Genomic DNA, 23,118 nt, shown 5'->3' on the forward strand with positions numbered 1-23,118 from the left:
TCGCGACGTCAGGCCTTCATCGTCCCGGTGCGCACGTAGCGCTCGTGCCACGACAGCGCCTCGGCGAGCAGATGCGGCGTGTGCTTGCCGAAGCTCTCGCGCGACGCGCGCTCGAAGTAGTCCTCGAGCATCGGCCGGTAGTCGGGATGCGCGCAGGTCGCGATGATCTTGCGCGCGCGCTGCTTCGGCGACAGGCCGCGCAGGTCGGCGAGCCCCTGCTCGGTGACGACCACCGCGACGTCGTGCTCCGTATGGTCGACGTGGCTCGCCATCGGCACGATCCGCGAGATCGCGCCGCCCTTCGCGGTACTCGCCGACATGAAGCACGACAGGTAGCCGTTGCGCGCGAAGTCGCCTGAACCGCCGATGCCGTTCTGGATCTTCGTGCCCATCACGTGCGTCGAGTTCACGTTGCCGTAGATGTCGGCCTCGATCATCCCGTTCATCGCGATGCAGCCGAGGCGGCGCACGAGTTCCGGATGGTTGCTGATCTCCTGCGGGCGCAGCAGGATCTTTTCGCGGAACGTCGCGATCTCGTCCGCGAAGCGCTGCACCGCGGCCGGGCTCAGCGACAGCGCCGTGGCCGACGCGAAGCTCAGCGTGCCGTCGTCGAGCAGGTCGAGCATGCCGTCCTGGATCACTTCGGTGTACGCGGTCAGGTTCGAGAAGCCGGCCGAGCTGAGTTCCGCGAGCACCGCGTTCGTGATGTTGCCGACGCCCGACTGCAGCGGCAGCAGGTTTTCCGGCAGGCGGCCGCGCTTCACCTCGTGGCGCAGGAAGTCGATCAGTTGCAGCGCGATCTGCTTCGACGTGGCGTCCGGCGCGGAGAATGCGTTGCTGCGGTCCGGCGCGTCGGTCTCGACGATCGCGACGATCTTCTCGGCCGGGCAGCGCAGGTACGGCTCGCCGATCCGGTCGTCGCTTTTCGTCAGCGGAATCGGCTTGCGGTGCGGCGGCAGCGCGGTGCCGTAATAGACGTCGTGCATCCCGTCGAGGCCGAGCGGCTGGCGCGCGTTGACTTCGAGGATCACGTGCTTCGCCTGCTCGAGCCACGTCTTGTTGTTGCCGATCGACGCGGACGGAATCAGCAGCCCGTCCTCGCGGATACCCGCGACCTCGACGATCGCGACGTCGAGGTCGCCGTACAGCCCGAACCATGCGTATTGCGCGACGTGGCTCAGGTGGACGTCCTGGTAGTCGACTTCGCCGTTGTTGATCTTGTCGCGCAGCGTCGGGTCGGACTGGTACGGCAGGCGCATCGAGATGCCGTTGGTGCGCGCGAGCGCGCCGTCGAGTTCGGGCGCGGTCGATGCGCCGGTCAGCACGTTGATCCGGAAGTCCTCGCCGCGCGCGTGGGCCGCGTCGATGTGGGCGGCGAGCGCGGCGGGCACGGCCTTCGGATAGCCGGAACCGGTGAAGCCGCTCATGGCGACGGTCATGCCGGGGCGGATCAGCGCGGCGGCTTCGTCGGCGGTGCGGACGAGCGAACGCAGGGCGGGAGCGAGGATGCGTGAAGAAGACATGGCTGTATATCTGACGCTTTTGGTCTGTCGTTGACGTCGCGGGGGGTGTCTCCTGGGCGACGCGAAGCCCTTGGGGCCGCGAGGGGCGGCCCGGCACCACGGGCACGATCGGAGTATCGCAGAGGCCATCGCCGCGAAATGTCCGTTGAATGCAAAAGATACTTGCCGAATGCGCCGGGTATCGAACGGCCGTTCTGTGACAGGGAGCCGGCTGCGCATCGAATGCAGTCGAAAGGTGCGCGAAAGCGGACCGCCAATTTGCCGCACGCGGATTACAAATTGCTTGACGCCAATCGATCGAGATCTTTCCGGATTGACCGCGCAAACGCGGGGAATCTGCATGCGACGGCCGATCGGCGATCGCCGCGGCCGATTGTCGCCCGACGCGGCTTTTGCGGGCCTGATGCACATCAACGCGACGACGCGCGCGGAGCGCCGCCGCGCCCGCGCGCAAGGCCCGTCCGCCCTTGACAGCCGCGCGACGCGAACCACACTGAAGCTGGTAAGGCCCGCCTGTGCGAACGCCGTTTCGCGCATCCGGTTCGCAACCGGCCGATGTCCGGAATACGCGGTAACACTCCCGTATGTCAGGACATTGATCGAATAAAAAGCAACAAATTACAATTCCGTATATATTTCGCCGATGGACCAAAGAAAAACCGCCACACGTTCCGAACCGCCCCTGCCACGCACCTGGGATGCGCGGCTCGCGCGCTCGCTCGTACGCCCGCTGATCGACACGCCCGTCACCCCGAATCACCTCACTACCCTTCGTCTGCTGATCGGCCTCGCCGGTGCCTGGTGCCTCGCGCAAGGCGGCTTCGGCTGGATCAACGCGGGGGCATTCCTGATCGTGCTGTCGAACTTCGTCGACCACACCGACGGCGAACTCGCGCGCATCAGCGGCAAGTCCAGCAAGATCGGTCACTTTTACGACCTCGCGGCCGACGCGCTCGTGACGGTCGCGCTGTTCGTCAGCATGGGCCTCGGCATCGTCGCCCAGGGCGGCCAGATGGCCGCGTCGCCGGTGCTGCTCGGCGCGGTGGCCGGTGCGGCCGTCGCGCTGATCTTCTTCCTGCGCATGCGGATCGAATCGATCGCCGGCAAGGCCGGCACCAAGCAGGCGTTCGCCGGCGGCTTCGAGACGGAAGACGTGCTCTACCTGCTGCCGATCGTGACGCTCGTCGACGGCGTGCAGCCGTTCCTGCTCGCGGCATCGATCGGCGCCCCGCTGTTCGCCGCGTGGGTCGTGATCGACTGGTGGCGCATCGTCCGCCGCGGCAATCTCCCGCAGAACCCTACCGAAATCCAGGTTTCCAAATGACTCCTAGCACGCGCGACGACTCCGTGCTGAGCCCGGCACGCCCCGCGCCTGCGCGCGCGGCAGCGGCCGATCCCGATCGCACCGTGGCCGACTGCGTCGGCCGTCTCGACCTCGACCGCCTGCGCGGCGACTACACGCGCCAGGGCTCGTTCCTGTACCTCGACGCATTCCTGCCGGCCGACGCGCACGCGAAGCTCGCGGCCGCCGCCCGCGCGATGCAGGCCGGCCTGAACCGCAATTACCTGCCCGGCCACAAGCAGGGCGGCAGCGTGAGCCGGCACACGATCGACGAGCAGGCGCCGTACATCGCGGAGCTGTACCGCTCGAAGGCGCTGATCGGCTTCCTCGAGAAGGTCACCGGCGACAAGCTGATGCTGTCGCCGGACGACGATCCGCATGCGTACGCGCTGTACTACTACACGAAGCCGGGCGACCACATCGGCTGGCACTACGACACGTCGTACTACGACGGCCGTCGTTACACGCTGCTGATCGGCGTGATCGACGAGTCGTCGTGCCGGCTCGACTACGAACTGCATACGCGCAATCCCGACGTGCCCGACGAACCGGGTTCCGTGCAGATCGCAGACGGCGGCATCGTGCTGTTCGACGGCGACAAGCTGCGCCATCGCATCACGCCGCTCGGCCAGAACGAGACGCGCGTGTCGCTCACGTTCGAATACGTGACCAACCCCGGCATGCGGCCGTGGAAGCGCTTCATTTCGAACATGAAGGACGCGATCGCGTATTTCGGTTTCCGCCAGGTGTTCAAGCAGCTGGCTACGCGCCGGTCGAGCGGGTCATGACACGCGCCGGCCTGATCCTGCTGTCCCTCGGAACGGCACTGTTCGTCGCCCTGCTCGCGTGGCAGGGCGTCGGCGCGGTCGCGTCGACGTTCCTCGCGGCCGGCTGGGGCATCGCGCTCGTCGCGGCATTCCACGTCGTCCCGCTCGTGATCGACGCGCTGGCGATCTCGGTGATGTTCCGCCGCGGCCAGCCGGGCGCCGAGCTCGGCAACGCGCTGCGCGCGCGCTGGGTCGGCGAATCGGTGAACAGCCTGCTGCCCGCCGGGCAGATCGGCGGCCCGGTGCTGATGGTGCGCCACCTCGCGCAGCGCGGCACGCGGATGGCCGACGCGGCCGCCGCGGTCACCGTCAGCACGACGATGCAGGCGCTCGCGCAGATGGCGTTCGCGCTGATCGGCATCGCCACGTTCAGCGTGTATGCGACGCACGAGTCGGTCGCTCACCTGCGCACGCCGGCGCTGATCGCCACCGGCGTGCTCGGCGCACTGGCCGTCGCGTTCTACGCGGCGCAGCGGCGCGGGCTGTTCGGCCGCGGGCTGCGCCTCGCGTCGAAGCTGCTCGGCCCGCGCGACTGGTCGTCGCTGGCGACCCGCGCGGACGCGATCGACGACGCGGTCGGCGCGCTGTACCGCGATCGCGCGAAGGTCGCGAAGACTTTCGCCCTGAGCCTCGCCGGCTGGATCGTCGGCACCGCCGAAGTGTGGCTCGCGCTGCACTTCCTCGGGCACCCGGTCAGCTGGCTCGACGCGCTGCTGCTCGAGAGCGTCGGCCAGGCGATTCGCGGTGCGGCATTCGCGATCCCGGGCTCGCTCGGTGCACAGGAAGGCGGTTACCTGCTGCTCGCCCCGCTGGTCGGCCTGCCGCCCGACGCGGCGCTCGCGCTGTCGCTCGCGAAGCGCGCGCGCGAACTCGCGCTCGGCCTGCCCGGCCTGCTCTATCTGCATTTCAGTGAAAGAAACTGGCAGCGGCGCCGTGCGCCGCAGCCCATCGCCGACTGATCGTTCAGATCCGCCGGCTTTTTGGTTGGAGAACCCATGCGAGCCATCATTCTTGCGGCAGGCCTCGGCTTGCGCCTGCAACAACCGCCCGAGGCGCAATTCCCGAAGTGCCTGCTGCGCTTCGACGACGTGTCGCTGCTCGAGCGCCATCTGCGCGTGCTCGACGCCGCGGGCGTCGATGAAATCGTGCTCGGGCTCGGCTTTCAGCACGAGAAGGTCGAGCAGGAACTGAAGCGCCTCGGCCGCACCGCCGAGATCGTGATCAACGAGCGCTACGACCTCGGCAGCGTGCTGACCGTGCACACCGTCGCCGATGCGATGACGCGCGGCGGCGACGTGCTGCTGATGGACGCCGACGTGCTGTACGACGAGAACATCCTGCACGCGCTGGTCGCCGATGCCGACAAGTCGATCGACCGCCTACTGATCGATCGCGACTTCGAGGCCGGCGACGAGCCCGTCAAGCTGTGCCTGAAGAACGGCGTGCCGGTCGAGCTGCGCAAGCAGCTCGCGGTCGACCTCGACTACGACACGATCGGCGAGTCGGTCGGCTTCTTCCGCTTCACCGAAGGCACCGCGCGCCGCCTCGCGAAAATCGTCGCGGGCTACGTCGACAGCGGCCGCGCGAACATGCCGCACGAGGAAGCCGTGCGCGACCTGCTGCTCGAAGGCGGCCACGCGTTCGACGTCGCCGACGTCACGGGTTCGCCGTGGATCGAGATCGACTTCCCGAACGACGTCGCACGCGCGACGCAAGAGATTCTCCCCCTGATTCAACGCACGACCGCCGGAGCCGCACGATGAACGCACGCGAACCCAACTTCTCCGAATCGCGCAGCGCACGCCTGCGCCGCATGCTCGTCAGCAGCGAACTCGAATTCCTGATGGAAGCGCACAACGGCCTGTCCGCGCGCATCGTCCGCGAAGCGGGCTTCAAGGGGATCTGGGCATCGGGCCTCGCGATCTCCGCGCAGTTCGGCGTGCGCGACAACAACGAGGCAAGCTGGACGCAGGTCGTCGACGTGCTCGAGTTCATGGCCGACGCGAGCGACCTGCCGATCCTGCTCGACGGCGACACCGGCTACGGCAACTTCAACAACGTGCGCCGCCTCGTGAAGAAGCTCGAGCAGCGCGGCATCGCCGGCGTCTGTATCGAGGACAAGCAGTTCCCGAAGACCAACAGCTTCATCGGCGGCGAGCGCCAGCCGCTCGCGGAAATCGACGAGTTCTGCGGCAAGATTAAGGCCGGCAAGGATTCGCAGAGCGATCCCGACTTCTCGATCGTCGCGCGTGTCGAAGCGCTGATCGCAGGCTGGGGGATGGACGAGGCGCTGCGTCGCGCGAACGCGTACGCGGAAGCCGGCGCCGACGCAATCCTGATCCACAGCAAGCTGTCGCGCCCGGACGAGATCCTGCAGTTCGCGCGCGAATGGAGCGGCAAGGCGCCGCTCGTGATCGTGCCGACCAAGTACTACAGCACGCCGACCGACGTGTTCCGCCAGGCCGGCATCAGCACCGTGATCTGGGCGAACCACCTGATCCGCGCGTCGGCATCCGCAATGCAGGCGACCGCGCGCGAGATCCACGAGAGCGAAACGCTGATCAACGTCGAGGACCGCGTTGCATCGGTCAACGAGATCTTCCGCCTGCAGGACGCCGACGAGTACTCGGCCGCCGAGCGCATCTACCTGTCGTCGTCGTCGCGCGCGTCGAACGCCGCGATCGTGCTCGCCGCGAGCCGCGGCAAGGGCCTCGAAGCCGTCACCGAAGACAAGCCGAAGGTCATGCTGCCGGTCGCCGGCAAGCCGTTGCTGCGCTGGCTCGTCGACGGCTTCAAGACGCACGGCGTGAACGACATCACCGTGGTCGGCGGCTATCGCGCCGACGCGATCGACACGTCGGGCATCAAGCTCGTGGTCAACGAACGCCATGCGCAGACGGGCGAACTCGCGTCGCTCGCATGTGCGGCCGAACGCCTGACCGGCGACACCGTGATCTCGTACGGCGACCTGCTGTTCCGCAGCTACATCGTGCGCGACCTCGCGGAGAGCGAGGCCGAGTTCAGCGTCGTCGTCGATTCGTCGCTGACGGAAACCAACCAGAGCGTGCGCGACTTCGCGCTGTGCTCGGCGGCGGACGACCGCGGCCTGTTCGGCCAGAAGACGTATCTGCAACGTGTGTCGAGCGACGTCGCCGCCGGCACGCCGCACGGCCGCTGGATCGGTCTCCTGAACGTGCGCGGCGCGGGCGTCGATCGCCTGAAGGCGATGCTCGCGACGCTGCAGGCACGCCCCGATTTCGACACGCTCGACATCCCGTCGCTGCTCAACGAGCTGATCGCCGCCGGCGAGAAGATCGAGGTCCAGTACGTGCACGGCCACTGGCGCGGCGTCAACGATCTGGAAGACTTCCGCCGCGCGGGCGACTTCGCGCACGGCCAGACGCCGCTGTCCGAGCCGGGCGCCGGCAACGGGGGCGCGCAATGATCGAAGCGGCCCAGTTCGTCGAGGCCGCGCGCGAGCGCGGCTTCGACTGGTACGCGGGCGTGCCCTGCTCGTACCTGACGCCGTTCATCAATTACGTGCTGCAGGACCCGACGCTGCACTACGTGTCGGCCGCGAACGAAGGCGACGCGGTCGCGCTGATCGCGGGCGCCACGCTCGGCGGCAAGCGCGGGATCGCGATGATGCAGAACTCGGGGCTCGGCAACGCGGTGAGTCCGCTCACGTCGCTGACCTGGACGTTCCGGCTGCCGCAGCTGCTGATCGTCACGTGGCGCGGCCAGCCGGGTGTCGCCGACGAGCCGCAGCACGCGCTGATGGGCCCGATCACGCCGGCGATGCTCGACACGATGGAGATCCCGTGGGAGACGTTCCCGACCGACCCCGAACAGGTCGGCCCGGCGCTCGACCGCGCGATCGCGCACATGGACGCGACGGGCCGCCCGTACGCGCTTGTGATGCAGAAAGGCAGCGTCGCGCCGTATGAGCTGAAGGCGAACCCGGCGGCCGCGCCGCGCGCGCATGTCGCCGCGCAAGCGTCGTCGCGTGCCGCGTCGGCCGACGCGTGGCCGACCCGCCACGACGCGCTGCAGCGCGTGATCGCGCACACGCCGGTCGATTCGACCGTCGTGCTCGCGTCGACCGGCTTCTGCGGCCGCGAGCTTTATGCGATCGACGACCGCCCGAACCAGCTGTACATGGTCGGCTCGATGGGCTGCGTGACGCCGCTCGCGCTGGGTCTCGCGCTCGCGCGCCCCGACCTGCGCGTGGTGGCCATCGACGGCGACGGCGCCGCGCTGATGCGCATGGGCGTGTTCGCGACGCTCGGCACCTACGGCCCGGCCAACCTCACGCACGTGCTGCTCGACAACGGCGCACACGAATCGACGGGCGGCCAGGCGACTGTGTCGCAGCATGTGTCGTTCGCGGGTGTCGCGGCCGCATGCGGCTATGCGTCGGCGGTCGAAGGCGACACGCTCGACGTGCTCGATGCAACGCTCGCCGCGCGGACCGACGGTGCGCAGTTCGTGCGCGTGGCGATCCGTACGGGCGTGCCCGACGGCCTGCCCCGCCCGACCGTCACGCCGGTCGAGGTCAAGACCCGCCTGATGCGGCATATCGGCGCCGCACAGGCTGAAGCCCACGCCGAAGGAGCTCATTGATGCTGCTGCTGAATCCCGGCCCGGTCACGCTCACCGAACGCGTGCGCCGCAGCCTGCTGCAACCCGACCTGTGCCATCGCGAAAGCGAATTCTTCGATCTGCAGGATGAAGCGCGTGCGCGCCTCGTCGCCGCGTACGAGCTCGATCCGGCCGAATGGGCCGCCGTGCTGATGACCGGCTCGGGCACCGCCGCCGTCGAGAGCATGATCGCGGCGCTCGTGCCGCAGGACGGCAAGCTGCTCGTGATCGAGAACGGCGTGTACGGCGAGCGCATCACGCAGATCGCGACGCAGTACGGAATCGCGCACGAGGTGCTGAAGCACGAATGGATGCAGGCGCCCGATCTCGCGCAGATCGCCGCGCGTCTCGACGCGGGCGGTTATTCGCACGTCGCGGTGATTCATCACGAAACGACGACCGGCCGGCTGAACGACCTCGGCGCGATCGCCGACGTGTGCCGTGCGCGCGGCGTGAAGATGCTCGTCGACGGCGTCAGCAGCTTCGGCGCCGAAGCGATCGACTTCGCCGGCGGCGTGATCGACGCGGTCGCCGCGACCGCGAACAAGTGCCTGCACGGCGTGCCGGGTGCCGCGTTCGTGATCGTGCGCCGCAGCGCGCTCGCGAAGGCGGCGAGCCGCACGTATTACCTTGATCTCGGCCGGCTCGCGAAGCTGCAGGATCAGCGCAATACGCCGTTCACGCCGTCCGTGCACGCGTACTACGCGCTCGTCGAGGCGCTGCGCGAGTTCGATGAGGCCGGCGGCTGGCGTGCGCGCCATGCGCACTACAAGGCGCTCGCCGATCAGGCGCAGGCCGGGCTCGCGGCGCGCGGGATGTCGCTCGTGCTGCCGGAACGCGCGTCGTCGGTCGTGCTGCGTGCGTATCGGTTGCCGCAAGGCGTCACCTACGAGACGCTGCACGACGGGCTGAAGGCGCGCGGCTTCGTGATTTATGCGGGGCAAGGCGGGTTGTCGAAGGAGCTGTTCCGGATCTCGACGATGGGCGCGATTCAAGCAGCTGATGTCGAGCGGTTGCTGGAGGGTTTTACGGCGCTGACGCAGTAACACTACTCGCTTCGTCGACGAAAGGCCCGCAAGGGCCTTTTTTGTTGTTTGCGAGGTTCGGGGAAAGACTCGACTGTGCAGGTGACATTTGGCCGGCCGCGGGCACATGCGAGTGGCTGTCGGCGAACCAATGCCGTCATTGCCCCGACGAAAACCGTACGTTGGGCGCAGTTGCGAGCCGGTGCCCGGTCGAGCGTCGGATCGGTTTCATCTTGATATCGATCTGTCCGACCGATCGCTTTGTTTGCCGGCATCGACGCAACATGCCAAAGCAGGCCAGTTCAATCCCGCGTCCCGTCATTCCGCGGCAGTGACGACACACACTCGGCCTGTATTCGAAGTCATTTGGCTCGCCTCAGCACGACCTCACCCGAGCCTCCCCCGGAGGCTGAGGGCGTGGTCCATCTGAGCTCGTCTCCCGAGAGGACAAACGGCCTGCGTTGCTCGACACCGTTCCAGTTCGGAAACGTGCTTGCTTCTATGTGAAAGGTGATGGTTCTGTCTGCTTCGTTGACGACGTACGTGCCAAAATGTGCGATCGAACCTTGCACCACGGCGCGATATTCCTCTGCACTGCCTTTCATTCGATCGTTGGACACATACTTGGGTAAGTCGCTGCGCGAATTCACCAGCGCGTAGTGACCATGGCCATCAAAAATCACCAGACCGCGCGGATCAGATCCGTACATGGGTGTGCGGCTTCCGTCCGGGCGGACGGTGTCGACCGAGACATACGTCCATGCACCGGCCAGCTGCTGGTCCAATGACTTGTCCGGCTGCTGTTGACTCAACGCAGCGCCCGATTGCACCGCGAGCCCCAGAAGCACCCATCGCGAAGCAGCGGTGACGATGTGGATACGATTCACGGTCCCTCCCTCCTCTCGCAAACTGACCCATGACGACAAATATAGAACGCAAGCAAGGAAAGGCGGAGGCAATCGCCGCTGCCGCGAATGTTCGGCGCGTGTGCAAGCGTGCCCGCGCGATGACCGTCCCGCCGACAAGTACCGATCGATGGCCGCGATCGGGAGCAATCGGCTAGGATCGTAGTTGGCCGTCACGCAACATCCACAACTAGAAAGACGTTCCCCCCATGCCTCCGAGAATCCTTCGTTTCGTCCCGCTTCTGGCGCTCGCCGCCTCACCCGTGGTTCACGCCGCCGCCGATCAGCCTTGCGACGACACAACCGTCACGGCCGTCGCCCGCTGGGCCGGCATCGCGAGCGCACGCATCGCGACGCGTGACGCGGACCGGCTCGTCATCGCATCGGCATGCAAGGCGATGCCGAACGCGCCGCAGACGACGATCGCGGCCGTCGCGTTCGACACGCTGCCGCAAAGCAAGAACCCCGACGAAAGCCGCAAGCTGCAGATCGTCGCGCTGGTCGAGGGCGGCAAGGTCGTCGCGGCCGAGAAATCGACCGTCGAGGAAGACGCCACCACCGAAGTCGGCCCGAACAGCTATCGCATCGACACCGCGCCGTACCGTCTGTCGCCCGAAGTACGCGCGTTCGGCGTCGTGTTCGTGAGCAGCGCGCGAGGGCCGAGCTGTCCCGACGCGAATGCCGGCGAGGAGCTGACACTATGGGTGCGCGACGGCAACCGCATCCGGCCGGTGTTCGGCACCAATCTGTACGGCTGGATCAGCGTCGAAGGCGAGGCTTGCGGCGCCGGTGCCGGCGACGCGCGCAGCGAAGACGCGAAGATGACGATCGCCGTCGAGAAGACGATGAGCCACGGCTTTGCGGACCTGTCGATCACCGCGCACATCACGCAAACGAAACGCGAAGACGGCACCTACTCGGATACGGGCAAGCGAACCGCGCGCACGGTCGTCCGATACGACGGCAAGTCGTACGGAACCGATATGTTCCGGACCTTCTGGTATTCGCCGACGGCGGTCAAGCGCTTCAAGTGACGCGGCGGCGGGCCGCGACTCGCCAGCCTATTCCGCCACCTTCGGCCCGATCGCGTCGGTCGGCGCCGGCATCCGCCGCGCATCGTCGCGCAGGCGTCGTGCTTCGCGCGCGGTGAAACGATCCTTCAGCCGCAGGAACGGCTTCTCGACGAGGAAGTAGCTGCCCGTCGCGGCCAGCAGCGCCCACACGATGCCAAGCGGAAACGCATGCGCAACCGGCAGGCCCGGATTCGCGAACGGCTGCTGCCACAGATACAGGCTGAACGAGATCGTGCCGACGAACACGACCGGCGCGGCCCGCAGCCAGCGCGCGCACCAGAACTCGCTGCGGAAATTCAGCACGACGATCACGATCGCGATCAGCGCGGCCTCGAGCGTCACGCCGTAGGTCGCATTCCAGAAGCCGCCGAGCCGATGTTCGGCAAGCGGCATCCCGAACAGCACGATGAAGACGAGCGCCGTCACGATGCGCGTCTCGCCGCGCCACGAGCCGATCCATGCTTCGAGCCGTTCGCGTTCGAGCGCCGCGTAGCAGCCGATCAGGATCGGATCGACGCCCGTATGCAGCATCATCCCGAGCTGCCCGCGCAGCGCCGGCGCGACGAAATACGTGAGCGCGCGCGCGAGCGGCACGGCCAGGATCAGCGCGGCCAGCCAGCGCGTGCCGCGACGGCGGGCGCCAAACACGAACAGCAGCGGCCAGAACCAGTAGAACTGCTCCTCGAGCGCGAGCGACCAGAAATGGCCGAGATACCACGCGCCGTCCGGATGCAGCGCGTTGTCGCCGCTCAGCCCGAACCATGCCGAGTAATTCCACAGATGCAGCGCCGCATACAGCCACTGGCGGCGCTCGACGTCGAGCCAGCCGACGGCGGCGAGCACACCGACGGTCGCGAGATACACGTAGCACGCCGGCCAGATCCGCAGCGCGCGGCGCACGTAGAACGACGTCAGCGCGATCCCGCCGGTGCGCGCGAACTCCGCGCGCAGCACGTTGGTGATCAGGAAGCCGCTGAGGACGAAGAAGATCAGCACGCCGAGCCGGCCGTCGGCGACGAGCCGCAGCGGCGCGAGCCAGCCGGTATAGCCGCCCGGCAGCACGCGTTCCGCATGGCCGACGACGACCATCGTGACCGCGACGGCGCGCAACCCGGTCAATTGCTTGACGCGATGGTTCATCGGTTCGTTTCCCGTTGGCACGGCGGAGGAACGGAATGAAGGCCGGCGCCCGCGATCGGTGCGCCGATATGCCGCCGGGATTTTGTCTGAAAAATATCGAAACGAAATTGCTGAAAAAAATTTCCGCCGAGCATGCCGGCCGCCATGCCGCGCCGTGCAACCGGCTGCGCCGTCGCACGCAACGGCCGGAATGAATGGGCATAATGACAAGCCTTGCCCGGCGGCCGCCGGGCCGATGCCGACACAACGAATCTGCGGCGCCGCAATATCCGCGATACCGGCGCTGCCGTATTCCGATCGCCCACCGGCCCGTGCGTCGTCCGCCGCCCTGCCGACCCTCACCCGGAGCCTGCCTGTGTACCCACCGATCGAACCCTACGCCCACGGCCACCTCGACACCGGCGACGGCCACCGCATCTACTGGGAGCGCTGCGGCAACCCGTCCGGCAAGCCCGCGGTGTTCCTGCACGGCGGTCCGGGCGCGGGCTGCAGCCCCGACCATCGCCGCCTGTTCGATCCCGAGCGCTACGACATCCTGCTGTTCGACCAGCGCGGCTGCGGGCGCTCCACACCGCATGCGAGCCTCGACAACAACACGACCTGGGACCTGGTGGCCGACATCGAGCGGTTGCGCGAGATGGTCGGCGCGCAACAGTGGCTCGTGTTCGGCGGCTCATGGGGCAGCGCGCTCGCCCTCGCCTACGCGCAGACGCATCCGCAACGCGTCAGCGCACTCGTCGTGCGCGGCATCTTCACGATGCGCCGCGCGGAGTTGCTGTGGTACTACCAGGAAGGCGCGTCGTGGCTGTTCCCGGACCTGTGGGAAGAATTCCTCGCACCGATTCCGCAAGCCGAGCGCGATGACCTGATGGCCGCGTACCATCGCCGGCTGACGGGCGACGACGAAGCCGCGAAACTCGAAGCCGCGCGCGCATGGAGCCTCTGGGAAGGCCGCACGATCACGCTGCTGCCCGACCCGGCGCTGGCCGCGCACTTCGCGGACGGCCACTACGCGCTCGCGTTCGCGCGGATCGAAAACCACTACTTCGTGAATCGCGGGTTCGTCGAGGAAGGCCAGTTGCTGCGCGACGCGCATCGCCTCGCCGGAATTCCGGGCGTGATCGTGCAAGGCCGCTACGATATCGCGACGCCCGCACGCACCGCGTGGGATCTCGCGAAGGCATGGCCCGACGCGAGGTTCGAGATCGTGCCGGATGCCGGACACGCATACAACGAACCGGGCATCCTGAAGGCGCTGCTCGCGGCGACGGACCGGTTCGCGGCGTAAGCGCAAGCAACGCAGCACATACCGCGCAATACCACGCGGCGCGCGGCGCGCGGCAGCCGGCCATGCCGGCCGGCGCGCGCCGCCCCGCTCAGAGCGCCGCTTCGACGATCGTGCGGCCGCTGATCGCCCGCTCGACGAGTCGTTCATCGCCAACCTTGCGGATCGCATCGTCGAGCAACCCTTCCGGCTCCTCGGTCGCGACCTTCAGCAGGCCCGACAGGCCACGCGCGTCGAGCACCACGAGCGTTTCCATCGAATCCGCACGGCTCACGAGCACGCGGCGGAACGCCGGGCCCGCGCCGAAGCTCGCGCAAAGCTCTATCGTCTCGTTGCCGAGCGTGTAGTCGAAGTTCTTGATCATGTCTGCCGCCGTTGCAAGGGAATGGCGACGCGCGACGGCGCGGCGCCGTGACGTCGACGCACCCGTGCGTGCCGCCGGCGCCGGATCGGGTCCGATCCGTTCGCCGGCAACACCATGCTAGGCGGGCAGTATTAACGACGACTTAAACGTCCGGCGACCGGCGCATCTGGCCTTAGAGCGCCTCATCGAGCGGCTCGACCGTCACACCGACCTTCAGCTCCTGATCCGCGCCGCCGCCGCGAATCACGCCGCGCAGCGGCGTCACGTCCGCGTAGTCGCGGCCGATCGACAGCATCACGTAGTCGTCGCCCGGCGCGCGGTCGTTGGTCGGATCGAGCTGCAGCCAGCCGCCGTCTTCGGGCCACGCCGGGTCGTACACGTCGACCCATGCATGCGATGCGTCCGCACCGATCAGCCGCGGCTGCCCGGGCGGCGGCTGCGTCAACAGATACCCGCTCACGTAGCGCGCGGCGAGCCCGAGCGAGCGCAGCGCGCCGATCATCACGTGCGCGAAATCCTGGCAGACGCCCTTGCGCAATCGCAATGCATCGAGCGCCGTCGTCGTGATGTCGGTGCTGTTCGGCGTATACGCGAAGTCGGCGTGAATCCGCCGCATCAGGTCCCATGCGGCCTGCACGAGCGGCCGCTGCGGCTTGAAGCTGGCGGCCGCATACGCAGCCAGTTCCGGATCGCACGCCACGTGCGGCGACGCGAACACGAACTCGCTCGCCGCGTCGTACGGCTGCCCCGCGCGAAACCGCAGGCGGTCGCGCACGGCTTCCCATGCGGTTGCGTGCTCGGGGTCGGGATGCGCGATCGCGGGCGGCGGCGCGCCGCGTGCGCCCTGCGACCAGACGGGTGGGCTCACGCGCACCGTGCTGCGGCTGCGCACGAGCAGCGCATCGTGCGGCTGGTTCAGCGCGAACGATGCGCGCGCGTTGCCGAACGCGTCGATCTCGGTGCCGACCGTTTCCGGCCCGGGTTCGATGTCGAGCGCGAACGACAGCACCTGCTGGCGCGGCGTCGCGAGCGGCTGCAGCCGCGCCTGGTGCTGGGCCGATTCGACGCGCGCCGCGTAGCGATATTCGGTGTCGTGCGTGACACGCAGGACACGACCGGCCGACGTCGTCGGCGTGGCCGACGTGGCCGATGCATTCGAGGCCGTGGGCACGACCGCCGCCGCTGTCTGCTTCGCACTGCCGGGGGCGGCCGCGGGCGGCGTCTTCGCCGCGTGTTTCGGCGTCACCATAGCGTCCTGCCCGCCTCGCGAACGTGGCTGAAATATCGCTCGCCGATCCGGTTCGACAGATCCCACACGGCCTTCACGGTCGTGTCGAGTGCATCGAGCAGCGCGTCGTGCCGACCATCGTCGCCGGTTTCACACAGTTCGTGCAGCGACCACGCGGGCACGTCCGGAATCGTCTCGGCCAGTTCGGACAGCGCATAGCCCTCGCTGCGCTCGACCTTCGTCAGCCGGCCGCGCAACGCCTGCACGACCCAGCCGAGCGAGCGCGGATTGTCGGTGTCGAGCACGACGAGCGACAGCAGCGGCGCGACGTCGAAGCCGCGCTGGAAGCGCGAGCGGAACGTGATCGTGCTGTCGAACAGCTCCAGCACGAGTTCGAAACCGTCCTGCCGGTGCACCGCGCCTTCGTCGAACGCGAACTTCAGCACGCTGCACAGGAAGTCCAGCCGGTCGATCTGCCGCCCGATCGACAACAGCCGCCAGCCGTCGTCGCGCGTCATGTTGTCGGTCTGCGCGCCGGTGATCGCACCGAGCAGCAGCCCGAGGCGCTCCAGCAACTGCAGCGCCTCGTTGCCGATCTGCTCCTCGGCTTCCGGATGATCGGCGCTGTCGGCGAACAGTTGCGTCGCGTCGTCGATCAGCCGCCACTGATCGCTCGACAGCCGTTCGCGGATCGCCGCAGCCGCGCCGCGCATCCCGAACAGGCAGGACGCGATGCCCGACGTGCGGTCCGCGCCGCGCGTCAGCGACGTCGCGAGCGCGTACTGGAACGCACGCGGCGCATCGACGGCGTTCGGCGCGTCGGGCGCGATCAGGCCGGTGTCGCGGCACAACGTGTCGATCAACTCGAGATGCGCGGGACTGTCGACGTCGTCCTCGCCACGCAGCCGTTCGAGCGCGGCGCGCGCGAGACGCATCAGGTTGGTCGCGCGCTCGGTATAGCGGCCGAGCCAGAACAGGTTCTCCGCCGCGCGGCTCGCGATCGCGCGCGGACGCTCGACCAGATCGTCGGGGCCGAGACGCGTCTGCAGCAGCGTCGTCGAATCGACGATGCCTTCGGTCATCACCCACGTATCGACCGTGCTGCCGCCGCGCGGCATCGGCGCGTTGAACAGCGTATCGCGCGTGCCGACCCGCGACAGTCCGCCCGGCAGCAGCCGCCAGCGCTGCGCGCCGTCGGCGAGCGCGAACACGCGCAGCAGGAGCGGCTTCGGCACGATGCGCGCGCCGCCGCTGCCGTCGGACGCGTCGTGCCCCGGCCAGGTCGGCGCCTGCGACAACGGCAGGTCGGCCTGCACCGTGTAATGCTCGGGCCGGGCCAGGATCCGCGCACGCCATTCGGCCAGCTGCGCCGGCGTGAGCCGCGCGCCGATCACCGGGTCGAACGCGCCGCCGGCCTGCACCTCGGGCGGATACGACGGCTTCACGATGCTGCGCGCAAGCTGCGGCAGCGCGTCGCCGCACGCGGCCGCCTCGCCGCACCACCACGAATGCACGGCCGGCAGCGTCAGCGTTTCGCCGAGCAGCGCTTCCGCGAGGCGCGGCATGAAGCCGAGCATGCCCGGCGACTCGAGGAAGCCCGAACCCGGCGCATTCGCGAGCAGCACGTTGCCGGCCCGCACGGCCTGCAGCAGGCCGGGCACGCCGAGCATCGAATCGGGACGCAGTTCGAGCGGATCGAGCCACGCGTCGTCGACGCGCCGCAGGATCCCGTGCACGGGTTCGAGCCCGCGCAGCGTCTTCAGGAAGACGCGGTTGTCGCGCGCGGTCAGGTCACCGCCCTCGACGAGGGTGAGGCCGAGGTAGCGCGCGAGATACGCATGCTCGAAGTAGGTCGCGCTGTGCGGCCCGGGTGTCAGCAGCACGATCCGCGAATTCTTTCTGGCGGGACTGAGCGCCTGCATGCTCTGCAGCAGCGACCGGTACGCGGAAGCGAGCCGCTGCACGCGCAGCCCGCGGAAACCGCGCGGAAAGAGCCGCGACACGATCAGCCGGTTCTCGAGCAGATAGCCGAGGCCGGACGGTCCCTGCGTGTGCTGCGCGACGATCCGCCATTGGCCGTCGGGGCCGCGCGCGAGATCGAACGCGACGACGTGCAGCCACGTATCGCCCGGCACGCGTGCGCCGCGCATCGCGCGCAGGTAGCCCGGGTGGCCGGTCACGAGCGCGGGCGGCAGCAGCCCGCGCTGCAGGATCGTCTGCGGTCCGTACAAATCGGCCATCGTCGCGTTCAGCAGCCGCACGCGCTGCAGCACGCCGCGCTCGATCGCGACCCAGTCCTCGGGCGTGACGATCAGCGGCAGCAGGTCGAGCGACCACGGGCCGGCCGCGCCGTCGCCCGCGCGTTGTTCGTGGAGCTGGTAGAACAGGCCGTTCTCGCGCATGCGGCGCTGCAGCGCGTCGGCGCGGCGGTCGAGGTCGGCCACGCCGTCGCTGCCGATCGACGTGAAGAAGCTGCGCCATGCGGGGGCGAGCAGCGGCGCGGTGAGGCCGGCGGCACTGCCGCGCAGTTCGTCGTAGCGGCCGGCCGCGGCCGGCGCCGCGAGCGCGGCGGCCAGTTCCGCGGCGTCCGGCTGCGCGCCGGTATCGAAAAGCGTGGGCATCGCGTCGGCGTCGGCGAGATCGTCGGGGTGAATGGGCGGCACGGTCGGTATCGTTCCGTCGTCAGGGGGCGGCGGTGCCCGCGCGCCGCCGCACCGTCGGCCGGGCACGGCAGACGCGGCGGGCGGCCGCAGTCTGCCCGCATCCTAGCACTCCTCCCGGCGCGCCGGGAGGTCGGAAACCGCGCATCGTCGTGCGTCCTTTCATCCGACGATCAGGGCCGTCGCAGGTCGAGCGTGAACGGGAATTCACGGCTCGGCGCGGCGGCCGCCACGTCCATCCGCCCCGGCGTGTGCCCCATCGCGACGAAGCGCGCGAGCCGGCGGCTCTCGGCCTCGTACGCGTTGACCGGGAACGTCGCATAGTTGCGCCCGCCCGGGTGCGCGACGTGATACCGGCAGCCGCCCAGCGAGCGCTGCAGCCACGTATCGACGATGTCGAACGTGAGCGGTGCATGCACGCCGATGGTCGGATGCAGCGCCGACGGCGGCGCCCACGCCTTGTAGCGCACGCCCGCGACGTATTCGCCGACGGTGCCGGTCGGCTGCAACGGCAGCGCGCGGCCGTTGACGGTCACGACGTGACGGTTGTCGTTCAGCCCGGTCACGCGCACTTCGAGCCGTTCGACCGACGAATCGACGTAGCGCACCGTGCCGCCGGGCGCGCCCTCCTCGCCCATCACGTGCCACGGCTCGAGCGCGCCGCGCAGCGACAGCTGCATCCCGTTCACCGCGATCTGGCCGAACAGCGGGAAGCGGAATTCGAAATGCGGCGCGAACCACGCGGAATCGAACGCGAAACCGGCGTCGCGCAGCTCGGCCAGCACGTCGTCGAAATCCATCTTCAGGAACGCGGGCAGCATGAAGCGATCGTGCAGCGCGGTGCCCCAGCGCGTGAGCGGCGTCGTATACGGCGCGGCCCAGAAGCGTGCGACCAGCGCGCGCAGCAGCAGTTGCTGGACGATGCTCATCCGCGCATGCGGCGGCATCTCGAACGCGCGCAGTTCGAGCAGGCCGAGCCGCCCGGTCGACGAATCCGGCGAATACAGCTTGTCGATGCAGAATTCGCTGCGGTGCGTGTTGCCGGTCACGTCGATCAGCAGGTTGCGCAGCACGCGGTCGACGAGCCACGGCGGCATGTCCTGCCCGTACAGCAGCTTGTTGCGCTGGATTTCCGCGAATGCGATGTCGAGCTCGTAGACCTGGTCGTTGCGCGCCTCGTCGACGCGCGGCGCCTGGCTCGTCGGCCCGATGAACAGCCCCGAGAACAGGTACGACAGCGACGGATGGTTGTGCCAGTAGGCGATCAGGCTCGCGAGCAGATCGGGGCGGCGCAGGAACGGGCTGTCGGCCGGCGTCGCGCCGCCGAGCACGAAGTGGTTGCCGCCGCCCGTGCCGACGTGCCGGCCGTCGACCATGAACTTCTCGCTGGACAGCCGCGACTGCCACGCGGCGTCGTACAGGAATTCGGTCTGGCCGACGAGTTCGTCGAAGCTCTTCGCCGGATGGATGTTCACCTCGATCACGCCGGGATCGGGCGTGACCTGCAGCAGCTTAAGCCGCGCGTCGCGCGGCGGCGGGTAGCCCTCGAGCACGAGCTTCACGCCGAGGGCCTGCGCGGTCAGCTCGATCGCCGCGAGCAGGTCGAGATAATCCTCGAGCGCGGCGAGCGGCGGCATGAACAGGTACAGGATGCCGTTGCGCACTTCTGCGCACATCGCGGTACGCGTGATCCATGCGGCCGATTCGAAGCGCTCGGGGTGGCGCTGCGGGTCCTGCGCGGCATGCGCGTGCCGGTCGCCGGCGGCGCTGCCGTCGCTACGCAACTGCATGACCGTTTGCGCGGACGCTTCGCGATGCACGCCGGCCAGGTAACGCGGCGCGTCGGCCGCACCCGCATGACGCGCACGGAACGCGGCCGCGTCCGGCAGCGCGTCGCGCGGCGCGAACGGATCGCGTTCGACCAGGTACGGATAGTCGGCGCCGGCGACCCACGGCAGCGAATCGAGCGGCAGCCGATAGCCCATCGGCGAATCGCCGGGCACGAGGTACATCCGTTCGTCGCGGAAGAACCACGGGCCGGTCTGCCAACGCGGGCCGTCGAGACCTGGCGCGTCGTCCGTGCGCTTGATCGGCAGCACGTAGCCGACCACGCTGTCGAGATGCTGGTCGAACACCTTGCGCAACCGCGCGCGCTCGAGCTCGTCGTCGAGGCGCGAGTCGAACGGATCGACGTTGACGGGCAGCCGGCGCTCGCGCCACAGGTAGTACCAGACATCCTCGTAGCCGGGCCGCACGAATTCGTCGGTCAGTCCGAGGCGCGCGGCCAGCGCGTCGATGAAGCGCTTCGCGTCCTCGGTCGTGCACGCGGACGGCTCGCGCTCGTCGGCGAACAGCGACGGGTCGTGCCACACGGGCTGGCCGTCGGCGCGCCAGAAGATCGACAGCGCCCAGCGCGGCAGCTGCTCGCCCGGATACCACTTGCCCTGCCCGAAATGCAGGAAGCCGCCTTCGCCGTATTCGGCGCGCAACCGCTGCACGAGTTCGGTCGCATAGCCGCGCTTGGTCGGGCCGAGCGCATCGGTGTTCCATTCGGCGCCGTCGCGATCGTCGATCGACACGAAGGTCGGCTCGCCGCCCTGCGTCAGCCGCACGTCGCCGGCCGTCAGCGCGCCGTCGACCTGCGCGCCGAGCGTGCGCACGGCGTCCCATTGCTGCTCGGTATACGGCTTCGTCACGCGCGGCGATTCGTACACGCGCGTCACCACCATCTCGTGCTCGAACGACACTTCGCATTCGTCGATCAGCCCCTCCACCGGCGCGGCGCTGGTCGGCTGCGGCGTGCACGCGAGCGGGATGTGCCCTTCGCCGGCGAGCAGGCCCGAGGTCGGATCGAAGCCGATCCAGCCCGCGCCCGGCAGGTAGACCTCGCACCACGCGTGCAGGTCGGTGAAGTCGACCGACGTGCCGCTCGGGCCGTCGAGCGCCTTCACGTCGGGCGTGAGCTGGATCAGGTAGCCGGACACGAAACGCGCGGCGATGCCGAGATGCCGGCACAGCTGCACGAGCAGCCACGCGCTGTCGCGGCACGACCCGGACGCGAGCTCGAGCGTCTGCTCGGGCGTCTGCACGCCCGGCTCCATCCGCACCAGATAACCGATGTCGTGCTGCAGCTGCTGGTTCAGCGCGACGAGGAAGTTCACGGTGCCGGCCGGCGTGCGGTCGACGCCGTCGAGATATGCGCGGAACAGCGGCGCCGCGCTCGTCTGCGGATCGCACGCGAGGTACGGCGCGAGTTCGGTCTTCAGCGCATCGTCATAGCTGAACGGGTATTGCTCCGCGCTGGCTTCCAGGAAGAAGTCGAACGGGTTGTACACCGACATCTCGGCAACCAGGTCGATCGTGATCTCGAAGTGTTCGGTGCGCTCCGGAAACACGAGCCGCGCGAGATAGTTCGAGAACGGGTCCTGCTGCCAGTTGATGAAGTGCTGCGCGGGCTCGACGGTCATCGAATACGCGACGATCGGCGTCCGGCAGTGCGGCGCGGGCCGCAGCCGCACGATCTGCGGCCCGAGGTTGACGGGCCGGTCGTAGCGGTAGCGGGTGGTGTGATGCAGCGCGACGTGAATGGGCATGGGAGAGCCGCTCGGTTCGGGTTGGACCGGCCGCGCGCGCCGCGTCGCCGTCGCTGCGGCGGCACGGCACGGCGGGTTCGGAGAAGGTGTGCGTCAGACCAGTTCGGGCGACTGCACGACGCTGATCTCGATGCCGACGGCGCTCGCGCCAATCCCCGTCACCGGTTGCGCGTCGCGATAGTCGAGGCCCACGGCGATGCGCACGTAGCGCTCGTCCGGGCAGCGGTTCATGAACGGATCGAAGCCGACCCAGCCGAGCCCTTCGACGTACGCCTCGGCCCACGCATGACCGGCCGGCTGCTGCATCAGCGCGACGGCCTGCGGCTGCGCGCCGAGTGCCGCCTGCGGCAAGCCCTGCGACTGTGCGGCATGCGATGCGCCGAGCACCTGCTGCATGCCGTCGCCCGTCTGCAGCGCGAGCGCTTCCTCGGCATCCTCGTCGCTCGCGCTCTGCTTCGCGTCGGCGATGCGCTGCATCGCGCTGTCGGCAAGCACGTAGCCCGAGATGTAGCGCGCGGGCACCTTCAGCGCGCGCGCGGCCGCGATGAACGCGTGCGCATGGTCGCGGCTGGTGCCCTCGCCGCTTTGCAGCGCGGTTTCGGCATCGACCGGCGCGTCGGCCAGGTTCGGCGCGTATGCGATGCGGTCGTGCACTTCCGTCATCAGCCAGTGCAGCGCATCGAGGCTGTGCGGCTCGATCGGCAGCGCCTGCGTGAGCTCGCGCACGGTGTCGCCGGCTTTCGTGAGCGCGGTCTCGCGCTCGAAGATCCACGGCGGCGCGTAGCCCTCGGGGTTGCCGAGAATGCCCGCGCGGTCCTGCGTCTCGACGACGCCGGCCGCGACCACGACGACCTCGTTCTTCGCGCCGCGGTCGTGGCGCACGAGGTCGATCCGGTTGCCGAATCCGTCCGCATAGGAAAGCGTCGGCTCGACGCCGTCGATCGTGACCTGCCACGCGCGCACCGTCTGCCCGGGCCCCGATTGCGGGCGCAGCCGCAGCCGTTGCAGCGCGTGGGTGGCTTGATCGTCGAACTGATAACGCGAGATGTGTCGGATGGCGAGTCGCATGGCAAGTCTCAGTCGAAGTTGTAGGCCTGGGCGATATCGATCCCCAGGCTGTTGTTGCGGCCGATGAAGTCGGTCAGGAACTCGTGCAGGCCGCTCTTGAAGATCCGCTCGACCGAGGTGTCGGACAGCATCTGCAGAATCTTCGTGGCCGTGTCGTGACACGGGTGTGTCACGCCGTAATCCTTCGCGAGCAGGTTCAGGCTCGACACCACGCGCCCGTAGCAATAGCGCAGCGAGCGCGGCATGCGGCCGTTCAGGATCAGGTAGTCGGCGATGTTCATCGGCTTGTACTGCACGTCGTACACCCAGCGATACGACCGGTGAGCGGCCACGCAGCGCAGGATCGTCTCCCACTGGTAGTTGTCGAGGATCGTGCCCACGTGCGACACCGACGGCAGCAGCAGGTGGTATTTCACGTCGATGATCCGCGCGGTGTTGTCGGCT

General features: G+C 68.6%; 20 protein-coding genes. 11 read left to right on the forward strand and 9 right to left on the reverse strand.

The window, feature by feature from the left end; all coding sequences use genetic code 11:
- Positions 1-8: 8 nt before the first annotated feature.
- Positions 9-1,523: an acetyl-CoA hydrolase/transferase family protein gene (locus tag U5A56_RS06075; RefSeq protein ID WP_044843989.1), complete on the reverse strand. Its 1,515-nt coding sequence runs from the start codon at positions 1,521-1,523 to the stop codon at positions 9-11.
- A 283-nt stretch (positions 1,524-1,806) separates the two neighbouring features.
- Here U5A56_RS06075 and U5A56_RS06080 point away from each other — a divergent pair, with 283 nt between their 5' ends.
- The 8 genes from U5A56_RS06080 to U5A56_RS06115 are packed head-to-tail and all read left to right on the forward strand — an operon-like array spanning position 1,807 to position 9,379.
- Positions 1,807-2,130, forward strand: a complete 324-nt coding sequence (locus U5A56_RS06080) for a hypothetical protein (protein ID WP_321921371.1) — start codon at positions 1,807-1,809, stop codon at positions 2,128-2,130.
- A 36-nt stretch (positions 2,131-2,166) separates the two neighbouring features.
- On the forward strand, positions 2,167-2,847 hold the full coding sequence (locus tag U5A56_RS06085; protein ID WP_124485032.1) for a CDP-alcohol phosphatidyltransferase family protein: 681 nt from the start codon (positions 2,167-2,169) through the stop codon (positions 2,845-2,847).
- A complete protein-coding gene (locus tag U5A56_RS06090; RefSeq protein ID WP_044843987.1) occupies positions 2,844-3,653 on the forward strand; it encodes a 2OG-Fe(II) oxygenase in 810 nt (269 codons plus the stop codon). Before U5A56_RS06085 ends, U5A56_RS06090 begins: the two co-directional genes overlap by 4 nt.
- The gene (locus tag U5A56_RS06095) at positions 3,650-4,651 is read left to right on the forward strand and encodes an HpnL family protein (RefSeq protein WP_321811154.1); all 1,002 of its coding nucleotides are present in this window, start codon (positions 3,650-3,652) and stop codon (positions 4,649-4,651) included. Before U5A56_RS06090 ends, U5A56_RS06095 begins: the two co-directional genes overlap by 4 nt.
- Positions 4,652-4,687: 36 nt before the next feature.
- On the forward strand, positions 4,688-5,455 hold the full coding sequence (locus U5A56_RS06100; RefSeq protein WP_321921373.1) for a phosphocholine cytidylyltransferase family protein: 768 nt from the start codon (positions 4,688-4,690) through the stop codon (positions 5,453-5,455).
- Positions 5,452-7,137 (forward strand): phosphoenolpyruvate mutase, encoded by a 1,686-nt coding sequence (gene aepX, locus U5A56_RS06105; protein ID WP_321921375.1) that lies wholly within the window; start codon positions 5,452-5,454, stop codon positions 7,135-7,137. Before U5A56_RS06100 ends, aepX begins: the two co-directional genes overlap by 4 nt.
- Complete coding sequence (gene aepY, locus U5A56_RS06110) at positions 7,134-8,315, forward strand: phosphonopyruvate decarboxylase (protein WP_321921377.1); 1,182 nt, start codon at positions 7,134-7,136, stop codon at positions 8,313-8,315. The genes aepX and aepY overlap by 4 nt, the downstream gene beginning before the upstream one ends.
- Positions 8,315-9,379, forward strand: coding sequence for a 2-aminoethylphosphonate aminotransferase (locus tag U5A56_RS06115; protein ID WP_321921379.1), 1,065 nt, complete (start codon positions 8,315-8,317; stop codon positions 9,377-9,379). Before aepY ends, U5A56_RS06115 begins: the two co-directional genes overlap by 1 nt.
- Positions 9,380-9,720: 341 nt before the next feature.
- Here U5A56_RS06115 and U5A56_RS06120 read toward each other — a convergent pair whose 3' ends face one another.
- A complete protein-coding gene (locus U5A56_RS06120; protein WP_321812924.1) occupies positions 9,721-10,245 on the reverse strand; it encodes a lipocalin-like domain-containing protein in 525 nt (174 codons plus the stop codon).
- A gap of 227 nt (positions 10,246-10,472) precedes the next feature.
- Here U5A56_RS06120 and U5A56_RS06125 point away from each other — a divergent pair, with 227 nt between their 5' ends.
- Complete coding sequence (locus U5A56_RS06125; RefSeq protein ID WP_321921381.1) at positions 10,473-11,297, forward strand: multidrug ABC transporter ATPase; 825 nt, start codon at positions 10,473-10,475, stop codon at positions 11,295-11,297.
- A gap of 27 nt (positions 11,298-11,324) precedes the next feature.
- Here U5A56_RS06125 and U5A56_RS06130 read toward each other — a convergent pair whose 3' ends face one another.
- Entirely contained in the window at positions 11,325-12,476 is a 1,152-nt protein-coding gene (locus U5A56_RS06130) for an acyltransferase (protein WP_321921383.1), read from the reverse strand.
- Between the two features lie 35 nt (positions 12,477-12,511).
- Between U5A56_RS06130 and U5A56_RS06135 the strand changes: the two genes are divergently transcribed.
- Together U5A56_RS06135 and pip are read left to right on the forward strand one after the other, a co-directional pair.
- Positions 12,512-12,670 (forward strand): hypothetical protein, encoded by a 159-nt coding sequence (locus U5A56_RS06135; protein WP_321921385.1) that lies wholly within the window; start codon positions 12,512-12,514, stop codon positions 12,668-12,670.
- A gap of 161 nt (positions 12,671-12,831) precedes the next feature.
- Positions 12,832-13,764: a prolyl aminopeptidase gene (gene pip, locus U5A56_RS06140; RefSeq protein WP_044843979.1), complete on the forward strand. Its 933-nt coding sequence runs from the start codon at positions 12,832-12,834 to the stop codon at positions 13,762-13,764.
- 88 nt (positions 13,765-13,852) lie between these two features.
- On the opposite strand, the gene U5A56_RS06145 is transcribed toward pip, so the two are convergent.
- The 6 genes from U5A56_RS06145 to U5A56_RS06170 all read right to left on the reverse strand — a co-directional run.
- Positions 13,853-14,125 (reverse strand): hypothetical protein, encoded by a 273-nt coding sequence (locus tag U5A56_RS06145; RefSeq protein WP_124485046.1) that lies wholly within the window; start codon positions 14,123-14,125, stop codon positions 13,853-13,855.
- A 172-nt stretch (positions 14,126-14,297) separates the two neighbouring features.
- Entirely contained in the window at positions 14,298-15,374 is a 1,077-nt protein-coding gene (locus U5A56_RS06150) for a transglutaminase family protein (protein WP_321921387.1), read from the reverse strand.
- Positions 15,368-17,974: a circularly permuted type 2 ATP-grasp protein gene (locus tag U5A56_RS06155; protein ID WP_124485088.1), complete on the reverse strand. Its 2,607-nt coding sequence runs from the start codon at positions 17,972-17,974 to the stop codon at positions 15,368-15,370. Before U5A56_RS06155 ends, U5A56_RS06150 begins: the two co-directional genes overlap by 7 nt.
- Before the next feature lie 212 nt (positions 17,975-18,186).
- Entirely contained in the window at positions 18,187-21,606 is a 3,420-nt protein-coding gene (locus tag U5A56_RS06160) for a DUF2126 domain-containing protein (RefSeq protein WP_124485048.1), read from the reverse strand.
- 93 nt (positions 21,607-21,699) lie between these two features.
- The gene (locus U5A56_RS06165; RefSeq protein ID WP_124894338.1) at positions 21,700-22,674 is read right to left on the reverse strand and encodes a transglutaminase family protein; all 975 of its coding nucleotides are present in this window, start codon (positions 22,672-22,674) and stop codon (positions 21,700-21,702) included.
- Between the two features lie 8 nt (positions 22,675-22,682).
- The coding region (locus U5A56_RS06170) for an alpha-E domain-containing protein (RefSeq protein WP_321820475.1) at positions 22,683-23,118 on the reverse strand (436 nt) is incomplete at its 5' end.

Source organism: Burkholderia sp. BCC1998 (assembly GCF_905339875.1).
Classification (GTDB): Bacteria; Pseudomonadota; Gammaproteobacteria; order Burkholderiales; family Burkholderiaceae; genus Burkholderia.